At 38.6% G+C, this 8,582-nt stretch carries 5 protein-coding genes; 4 read left to right on the top strand and 1 reads right to left on the bottom strand.

Annotated features, from left to right (window positions below; all coding sequences use genetic code 11):
* From V7137_RS12040 to V7137_RS12030, 3 genes are all read left to right on the top strand, one after another.
* Nucleotides 1–1,919 (top strand): transglycosylase domain-containing protein (locus V7137_RS12040; protein ID WP_335698308.1); only part of this gene is annotated, 1,919 nt, incomplete at its 5' end.
* A gap of 434 nt (nt 1,920–2,353) precedes the next feature.
* A complete protein-coding gene (locus V7137_RS12035; protein ID WP_335698307.1) occupies nt 2,354–4,111 on the top strand; it encodes an ABC transporter ATP-binding protein in 1,758 nt (585 codons plus the stop codon).
* Complete coding sequence (locus V7137_RS12030) at nt 4,108–6,123, top strand: ABC transporter ATP-binding protein (protein WP_335698306.1); 2,016 nt, start codon at nt 4,108–4,110, stop codon at nt 6,121–6,123. Before V7137_RS12035 ends, V7137_RS12030 begins: the two co-directional genes overlap by 4 nt.
* Nucleotides 6,124–6,161: 38 nt before the next feature.
* Here V7137_RS12030 and V7137_RS12025 read toward each other — a convergent pair whose 3' ends face one another.
* Nucleotides 6,162–6,782, bottom strand: a complete 621-nt coding sequence (locus V7137_RS12025; RefSeq protein ID WP_335698305.1) for an NAD(P)-dependent oxidoreductase — start codon at nt 6,780–6,782, stop codon at nt 6,162–6,164.
* Nucleotides 6,783–7,099: 317 nt separating this feature from the next.
* On the opposite strand from V7137_RS12025, the gene fumC reads away from it, so the two are divergent.
* Nucleotides 7,100–8,482, top strand: coding sequence for a class II fumarate hydratase (fumC, locus tag V7137_RS12020; protein ID WP_335698304.1), 1,383 nt, complete (start codon nt 7,100–7,102; stop codon nt 8,480–8,482).
* The last annotated feature ends 100 nt before the right edge of the window (nt 8,483–8,582 follow it).

Genomic DNA, 8,582 nt, shown 5'->3' with positions numbered 1-8,582 from the left:
TCTCAGGACTGAAAAATGAGCTGCCTCAGGCAACGGTGTTTTATGATGTGAATGAGGTGCTGGCTAGTAAAGTATCTGCGAATAAAAATGAAGGTGTCTCGATTAAGCAAGTCCCTGAATCGATGAAAAACGCGATCATTGCCATTGAGGATCGTCGATTTTACCAACATAGCGGTGTGGACCTGATTGGAACATCAAGGGCATTAATCCGCGACCTAAAAGCTGGAGGAATGGTAGAAGGCGGCAGCACCATAACTCAGCAATTGACAAAGAATACACTTCTCACATCACAAAAAACCTTAAATCGGAAGATGGAGGAGGTTTTTTTAGCGCTACAGATTGAACGGGAATATTCGAAATCAGAGATCCTGCAGATGTACTTAAACCAAATTTATTTTGGAAACGGTGCATGGGGAATTAAAACAGCCGCCAGCAAATATTTTGCCAAAGATGTTAAAGACCTATCAATCAGTGAATCTGCCTTACTCGCAGGGTTAATTAAAGCGCCATCTGCCCTAAATCCATATGAACATATGGAAAAGGCAACAGACCGGAGAAATCTTGTATTAACACAAATGAAGATACAAGGGTATATTTCCAATCAGCAGTATGAAAAAGCAATTCACGAAAAAGTAATTTTGAATGATAGGGGCGGTGACCCGTTCCGGGGCAAATTTCCATACTATGTTGATCAGGTTTTAGATGAGGCAATAAGCATATATGGATTATCACAGGATGAATTACTCACCGGCGGCTATCAAATTTATACAGAACTTGAACCTGCCATACAAACTGCCATGGAAGAAACATATCAAAATGATTCCTTGTTCCAAGAAGGAAAAGACCGGCTAGTACAGAGCGGCGGGGTCTTAATAGATCCAAAAACAGGCGGGATTAAGGCTATTGTTGGAGGCAGGGGGACACATACGTTTAGAGGATATAATCGTGCTTCGCAATTGGAGGCACAGCCAGGTTCTTCTTTTAAGCCATTAGCTGTCTATTCACCTGCTCTGGAAGAAGGTTGGCAGATTAGTGATATGTTAAAAGATGAACCCATGACATTTGGGGATTATCAACCTAGTAATTATGATCATCAGTATGCTGGTCAAGTACCAATGTATGAAGCGGTAAAAGAATCAAAAAATGTTTCAGCTGTGTGGCTCTTAAATGAACTTGGAATTGAAAAAGGACTAGATTCCATTAAGCGGTTTGGAATTCCGTTGGACAAACAGGACCGTAATTTATCTCTAGCCTTGGGAGGTTTGCATAAAGGTGTCTCTCCCCTAAACATGGCAGAAGCTTTTTCTGTTTTCCCGAATAACGGTATTAGAATAAAGGCTCATGCGATTAGGAAAATTGTTGATGCTGAGGGAAATGTTGTTGCCGTCTGGAAATCAAAAAAAGAGAGAGTGACAACAAAAGCCGTAACAGACAAAATGACGACCATGCTTCTTGGTGTTGTGGAACAAGGTACAGGTAAGGCTGCACAAATACCAGGCCGAGAAACTGCAGGGAAAACGGGTTCAACTCAAGTTCCGATAAAGGGAATAAATGGCCTGAAGGATCAATGGTTTGTTGGGTATACACCACAGCTGGTCGGGGCTATCTGGGTTGGCTATGATAAAACAGATGCAGAGAATTATATAACTCCGACAAGCAATAAAGGGGCGGCAGTTGTTTTTCGAGATGTAATGACGAAAGCATTAATGAATGAGCCTGCCGAGAGCTTTAATGTCCCGCATATTGCAAGCTTGATTGAAAAGAAAAGGCAGGCAGAGGCTGCTAAGAATCTTTTTAATTTTCAAGAAAACTTTAATAATGAAGTTCAAAAGTGGGAAGAGAAATGGAATAAACAAAAGGAAAAATGGCAAAGGAAATGGAAGAATAAAGGAAAGGGAAAAGAAGAAGGACATGAATGATCTACGATGTGTCGAAAGGTGTCTGAAACAATTCAGAAAAATGGGAATTGACTTTTAAAACAACTGGTGATAATCTAACAAAGGAAGAAAAAAAGGAAAGGGAGGGTTACAAAATGACTAAATTCAATCAAGTTTTATTAGCAATTGAATATATGAATGTAACCTGTCCTGAAGAAATTTCTTGTTAATTTTTCAATGTGAAACAATTGATAAATGACAAAAACACAGGTAACGTTCGCATTTGTAACGTAACGTGTGTTTTTTTGTCCCCTTTTTTAATAGGAGGCATACTGCACTACTGCGGTATGTCTTTTTTTATAGTTCAAAACAAATTTGAGGGAGGAAGAATTTATGAGATATCTAGAAGAATCTTGGACTGGAAACACAAAAGGAGCACAAGACGGCGGATAGTAAAAAATAAGGGGGAGTTAGTTATGTTTGTTGTTTTAAAAAAATTGAGTTGGTTTTTTAGAGAAAATTGGCAGCGTTACTTAATCGCGATCACACTATTAATTTTAGTTGGTGTTTTAGATGTAATACCGCCTAAATTAATAGGAATGGCGATTGATGATATTCATGTTGGCGGTATAAGTAAAAAGAAAATAATTCAATACCTTGGGATACTTTTAGGAATCATGGTGTCGTCCTATGCGATCACCTATGTATGGATGTATCGATTATTTGGAGGCGCTTTCCTTGTTGAAAGGAAACTTAGGTCTCGATTCGTTAACCACTTATTAAAAATGACTCCCGTTTTTTATGAAAAAAATCGGACTGGGGATTTAATGGCACGTGCTACAAATGATTTAAAAGCCATTTCCATCACAGCAGGTTTTGGAATTCTGACACTTGTTGATTCAAGTGTTTGGATGCTGACATTACTGGTAACGATGGGGAGTTTTATTAGCTGGAAGTTAACCTTAGCAGCGATTATTCCGCTGCCATTTATGGCCATTTTAATGAAAATTTATGGGAACAGAATTCATACACGCTTCATGGAAGCACAGGATGCCTTTGGTGAATTGAATGACCGAGTACTTGAATCTGTTGCAGGAGTAAGGGTGATTCGCGCTTATGTTCAAGAAGAGGCGGATAGCAATCGGTTTCATCAACTCACGGAAGATGTCTATGATAAGAATATTAAGGTTGCACGAATTGACGCTTTATTTGATCCTACGATTAAGGTGCTTGTCGGCATTAGCTACTTAATTGGCCTTGGTTATGGTGCTTATTTAGTTTTTCATCAATCGATCACATTGGGGAATTTAGTTTCATTTAATGTTTATTTAGGAATGCTGATCTGGCCGATGTTCGCAATTGGCGAGTTAATCAATGTGATGCAAAGAGGAAATGCATCACTCGACCGTGTTAATGAAACACTTAGCTATGTGGAAGAAGTCGTCAATCCTCTCCATCCCATTTTGATTGAACGTGCCGATGGCATTGATTATCAACATGTAATCTTCCGTTACCCCTCTTCTAAAAATGATAATCTTAAAGATGTTAATGTAAAAGTTATCCCGGGGCAGACATTGGGTATTGTTGGTAAAACTGGGTCAGGAAAGACTACCTTTATTAAGCAATTATTAAGACAGTATCCATTAGGTAATGGAGAAGTATCCATATCGGGTGTCCCGTTAGAGGAGCAAACGTTAAATCAAGTTCGCAACTGGATTGGTTATGTGCCACAAGATCATGTGTTGTTTTCTCGAAGTGTGAAAGAGAACATTCTCTTTGGCAGGAAAGACGCAAACGATCAAGAATTGGATGAGGTCATTGATTTAGCAGCGCTTCGTATGGATATAGATCTGCTCCCAGAAGGATTAAGTACGCTCGTGGGAGAGAAAGGTGTGGCCTTATCAGGCGGGCAAAAACAACGGATCTCGATTGCTCGCGCCCTTATCAAAAATCCAGATATTCTTATACTCGATGATTCCTTATCTGCAGTCGATGCCAAAACAGAAAAACGAATTATTGACAATATTAGAAAGGTAAGAAATGACAAGACCACGATCATCACCACACATCGAATGTCCGCTGTCCAACATGCTGACCATATTATTGTATTAGAGGAAGGCCGGATTATCGAAGAAGGTACACATGAGATGCTCCTCAATCATGATGGGTGGTATAAGGAACAATTTATTCGCCAGCAATCTGCAGGTAAGATAGAGGAAGGTGTGCAAGCATGACAACTGGGAAAAGATTAGCTAGGTACGCATTTGCGTATAAAAAAATTATCATCGCAGCATTGATCATTCTGACCATTTCTGTCGCAACCGATCTGGCTGGACCGTTTATTGCTAAAAATATTATTGATCAACATATATTAGGAATTGAATCCGTTTGGTACGAAACAACAAATGGCAATAAAGCAGTCAAATATGAAGGTGCGTTTTACAAACGAGAAAAGTATTTATCGAGTGGTGAACAAAAGGGAAAACCAATACGGATTTTGCAAGTCGGATCCAAATTTGTTTTCATCGATCAACAGCTCGAATTCGATGGGAAACGAACATTACAAGAAGGAACATTAGTGATAAAAAATGGTGAGCGCAAAGCTGAATACGGGGCGAAAATCCTGAAGGTATCCGAAATATTAACCTTTTATCAGCCCGAGGTCCCAATTATTTTTCAGCTATTGGCGATTTACTTTGGGCTTTTGGTGGTTTCAGCTATATTTCAGTATGGTGAACGTTTCTTATTACAAAAATCAGCGAACAGAATTATTCAAAAAATGCGCGAAGACGTGTATGGTCAGATCCAACGTCTGCCAATAAATTATTTTGATAATCTGCCTGCCGGTAAGGTAGTCGCAAGAATCACTAATGACACGGAGGCAATCCGTGAGTTATACGTAACGGTTCTGGCTACCTTTTTTACAAGCTCCATTTATATTACCGGTATTTATGTCGCATTGTTTATTTTAAACGTAAAACTTGCAGCGATATGCTTATTATTGTTGCCCATTCTTTATGTGTGGATGTTAGTATATCGAAAATATGCTTCGAAATTCAATCGTGTAATACGGTCGAGGAACAGTGAAATTAATGCAATGATTAATGAGTCCATCCAAGGGATGAATATTATCCAGGCATTCAGCCGTGAAAAAGAAACAAAAGCAGATTTTGAAAAACTTAACTATGAGCATTTTACGTACCAGAATAAACTATTAAGTTTAAATGCCTTAACCTCGCATAACCTAGTAGGGATATTAAGAAATCTCATATTCGTGGCATTTATTTGGTACTTCGGCGGTCTGGCACTTAATACTGCAACCATTCTCTCACTAGGGATGCTATATGCTTTTGTTGATTATATAAATCGTCTTTTCCAACCGGTTCAGGGGATTGTCAACCAATTAGCAAATTTAGAACTTGCGCTTGTGGCAGGTGAACGTGTTTTTAAGTTGATGGATGAACCAGGGGAAGATGTTAGTAGTGAGCGAATGGCTCGTTTTAAAGGAAATGTATCATTTAATCATGTTTCTTTTGGTTATAAAGAAGGAGAATATGTCCTAAAGAATATTGCGTTTGAAGCAAAGCATGGAGAAACAGTTGCCTTTGTTGGTCATACGGGTTCTGGAAAAAGTTCAATTATGAATTTACTTTTCCGCTTTTATGATTGTCAAAAGGGAAAAATTACGATTGATGGAAAAGATATTAGAACGATTTCTCGTCAATCCATCCGGAACCATATGGGGATTGTATTACAGGATCCCTATTTATTCACAGGGACGATTGCCTCAAATGTAAGCCTTAATGATCCTGCCATTACAAAAGAAATAGTAGAGAAAGCATTAAAGGATGTTGGTGCTGAAAAAATATTTAAGAACTTAGAAAATGGTTATGATGAACCAGTCCTTGAGAAGGGAAGCACCCTTTCAAGTGGACAGCGCCAGTTAATTTCATTTGCAAGAGCACTAGCATTTAATCCAGCTATTCTCATTCTAGATGAAGCCACCTCAAGTATTGATACAGAGACGGAAGCGTTGATTCAAGAGGCAATGGAAGTTCTGAAAAAAGGAAGAACCACCTTTATCATTGCCCATCGGTTATCAACCATCCGGAGTGCCGACCAAATTATCGTATTGGATCGAGGAATGATTGTTGAAAAAGGAACGCATGAGCAATTAATGGAGCATAAAGGTAAATATTATCAAATGTATCAACTCCAGCAAGGCAGTACCGATTTGGCTGGATAGACGAGACCCCTTAACCTAACATGTTAAGGGGTTCTTTTTTAGTAAGTTAACCCTACCCGGGAGCCGATAAATTGATTGCTAAATAGCTGCCCAAAAGCAAAATCTGCTGTGTCGTAAATCGAGATGGAAGAAGGATGATCTGGAAGAAAGTCTTTTTCATACCTATAATGCCCTATTCTTTCCCCTACCGGTAAGTAAGTCGGACAAACAACCGTCCAATCGAGCCCGGAATCTTTTAGTAATAAATAGGCTCGTAAATGTTCCTCAGCATCACGTGTACTTTTCCGTTTCGACTCAGACGATTGAAACCGATATAAATGGGGGGCAGATCGAGCTTGGAGAATTCCTGCTGTTCCAATCGTTACAATTCGCAGTATTCCTTGCTCTTTCATATGCTTAATGATAAATGGCATAGATTCTGACAGCGTGGTAGTTCCTGCTGTATTCAGTGCACTTATCACTACATCAGATCCCATTAAGCTATTCGCTATGTCTGTTTCATTTAGTACATTACCTTCTATAATATGAAGGCCATCTTTGCTAATGGTTAATTTTCTCCTATCTCTCACCAGAGCTAGGACAGAATGCTGATTGGATCGTGCATGTTCTAAAATAATCGTTCCAACTCTGCCTGTTGCACCGAAAAGGCAAATGTTCACAAAAAATTCACCTCTTAGTCAATAAAGTGTAATATTCATCACTTGCGATCCCCTTCGCTTATGATATTTTGAAAATGTTTAAGCATTTAATAATATAAGGGTGGGGTGTATATGTCAGATTATTCAGTTGTGCTATTGATCGGTAGTTTTTTAATCCTTTCATATTATATCGGATATACAATCATTAAACATTAAAACATTAACTGCAGACAAGTGTCTGCAGTTTTTTTATTGATGATAATTGTCATTACTTTAATAAAATGGATAGGATTGGGTATATATATGGAAGTATATGAATTTGTGAGGTGAAGAGACAAGTGGAAAATTATCGAATTGAAAAAGATACGCTTGGTGAGGTTCGTGTACCCATTGATAAATATTGGGGAGCGCAAACACAACGGAGCAGGGAAAATTTTAAAATTGGCTCCGAAAAGATGCCATTGGAATTAATTTATGGTTTGGTTTTTATTAAAAAGGCTGCAGCAATCGTAAATTTCCAATTAGGAAAGCTGAGTGAAAGTAAATTAAACGCAATCCAAAAAGTATGTGATGCTATTCTTAATGGAAATATGGATGAACATTTTCCATTGGTGGTCTGGCAAACAGGCAGTGGGACACAATCCAACATGAATGTCAATGAAGTTATAGCCAATAAAGCAAATGAATATTTAAAGGACAAGGGTGCCGGACATGAAAGAATCCACCCTAATGATGATGTCAATATGTCGCAAAGTTCCAATGATACCTTTCCAACAGCCATGCATATTGCTGCTTATAAAAAAGTAGTAGAAGAACTCCTCCCGGCTATAACAGAATTAAAAAAGACACTTCTTGTTAAAGAAAAGGATTATTCAAAAGTCGTAAAAATTGGAAGAACTCATTTGCAAGATGCCACACCACTGACTCTAGGACAAGAGATCAGTGGCTGGCGGTGGATGCTTGAAAAATGTGAAAAGATGATAAAAGAGGCAAGTCAATATCTTTTGGATTTGGCGATAGGCGGGACAGCAGTTGGTACAGGCATTAATGCACCCCCACAATTCGGTAATATGGTTGCTGAGCAAATTTCCACATTTACTGGATATTCATTTCGTTCCTCAGAAAATAAATTCCATGCTTTAACCAGTCACGATGAGATTGTACATGTTCATGGTTCGCTAAAAGCCTTAGCCGCTGATTTAATGAAAATAGCTAATGATGTCCGCTGGCTTGCAAGCGGACCGCGCAGTGGGATTGGTGAACTTAGTATCCCTGCGAATGAGCCCGGCAGTTCAATTATGCCAGGTAAGGTCAATCCAACCCAAAGTGAGGCTTTGACAATGATAACGTGTCAGGTTTATGGAAATGACGCCGCCATTGCTTTTGCAGCAAGTCAAGGGAATTTCGAGTTAAATGTATTTAAACCAGTAATTATTAATAATTTTATCCAATCGGTTCGGCTTCTTACAGATGGGATAAGATCTTTTAATCAAAATTGTGCCATCGGAATTCAGGCAAATGAAGAGATTCTAAACGAGCATTTGAATCGCTCCTTAATGCTTGTTACTGCATTAAACCCTTATATTGGCTATGAAAAGGCAGCAGAGATTGCCAAACTAGCGTTTAAAGAAAATGGTTCGTTAAGAGAAGCAGCTTTAAAACTAGGTTATGTTACCGAGGATCAGTTTTCAAAATGGGTCAATCCGGAAAATATGATTTAAGAAGGCTCTTTTCGTAAACTTTGTTGCTTTTGGAACTTAATAAGGGTCATTTACTATGTGTGTAGGCAATTTTCGCAAAAATTTTTACGAAAAGATGCCA

The sequence above is a fragment of the Neobacillus drentensis genome, from assembly GCF_036962765.1.
GTDB classification, from domain to species: domain Bacteria; phylum Bacillota; class Bacilli; order Bacillales; family Cytobacillaceae; genus Neobacillus; species Neobacillus drentensis_C.
This window is presented reverse-complemented; position numbering and strand designations above follow the sequence as displayed.

What these genes read in the sequence shown, in the direction of transcription:
- V7137_RS12035 (WP_335698307.1), top strand. Translation starts at nt 2,354, where the DNA reads ATGTTTGTTGTTTTAAAAAAATTGAGTTGGTTTTTTAGAGAAAATTGG.
- V7137_RS12030 (WP_335698306.1), top strand. Translation starts at nt 4,108, where the DNA reads ATGACAACTGGGAAAAGATTAGCTAGGTACGCATTTGCGTATAAAAAA.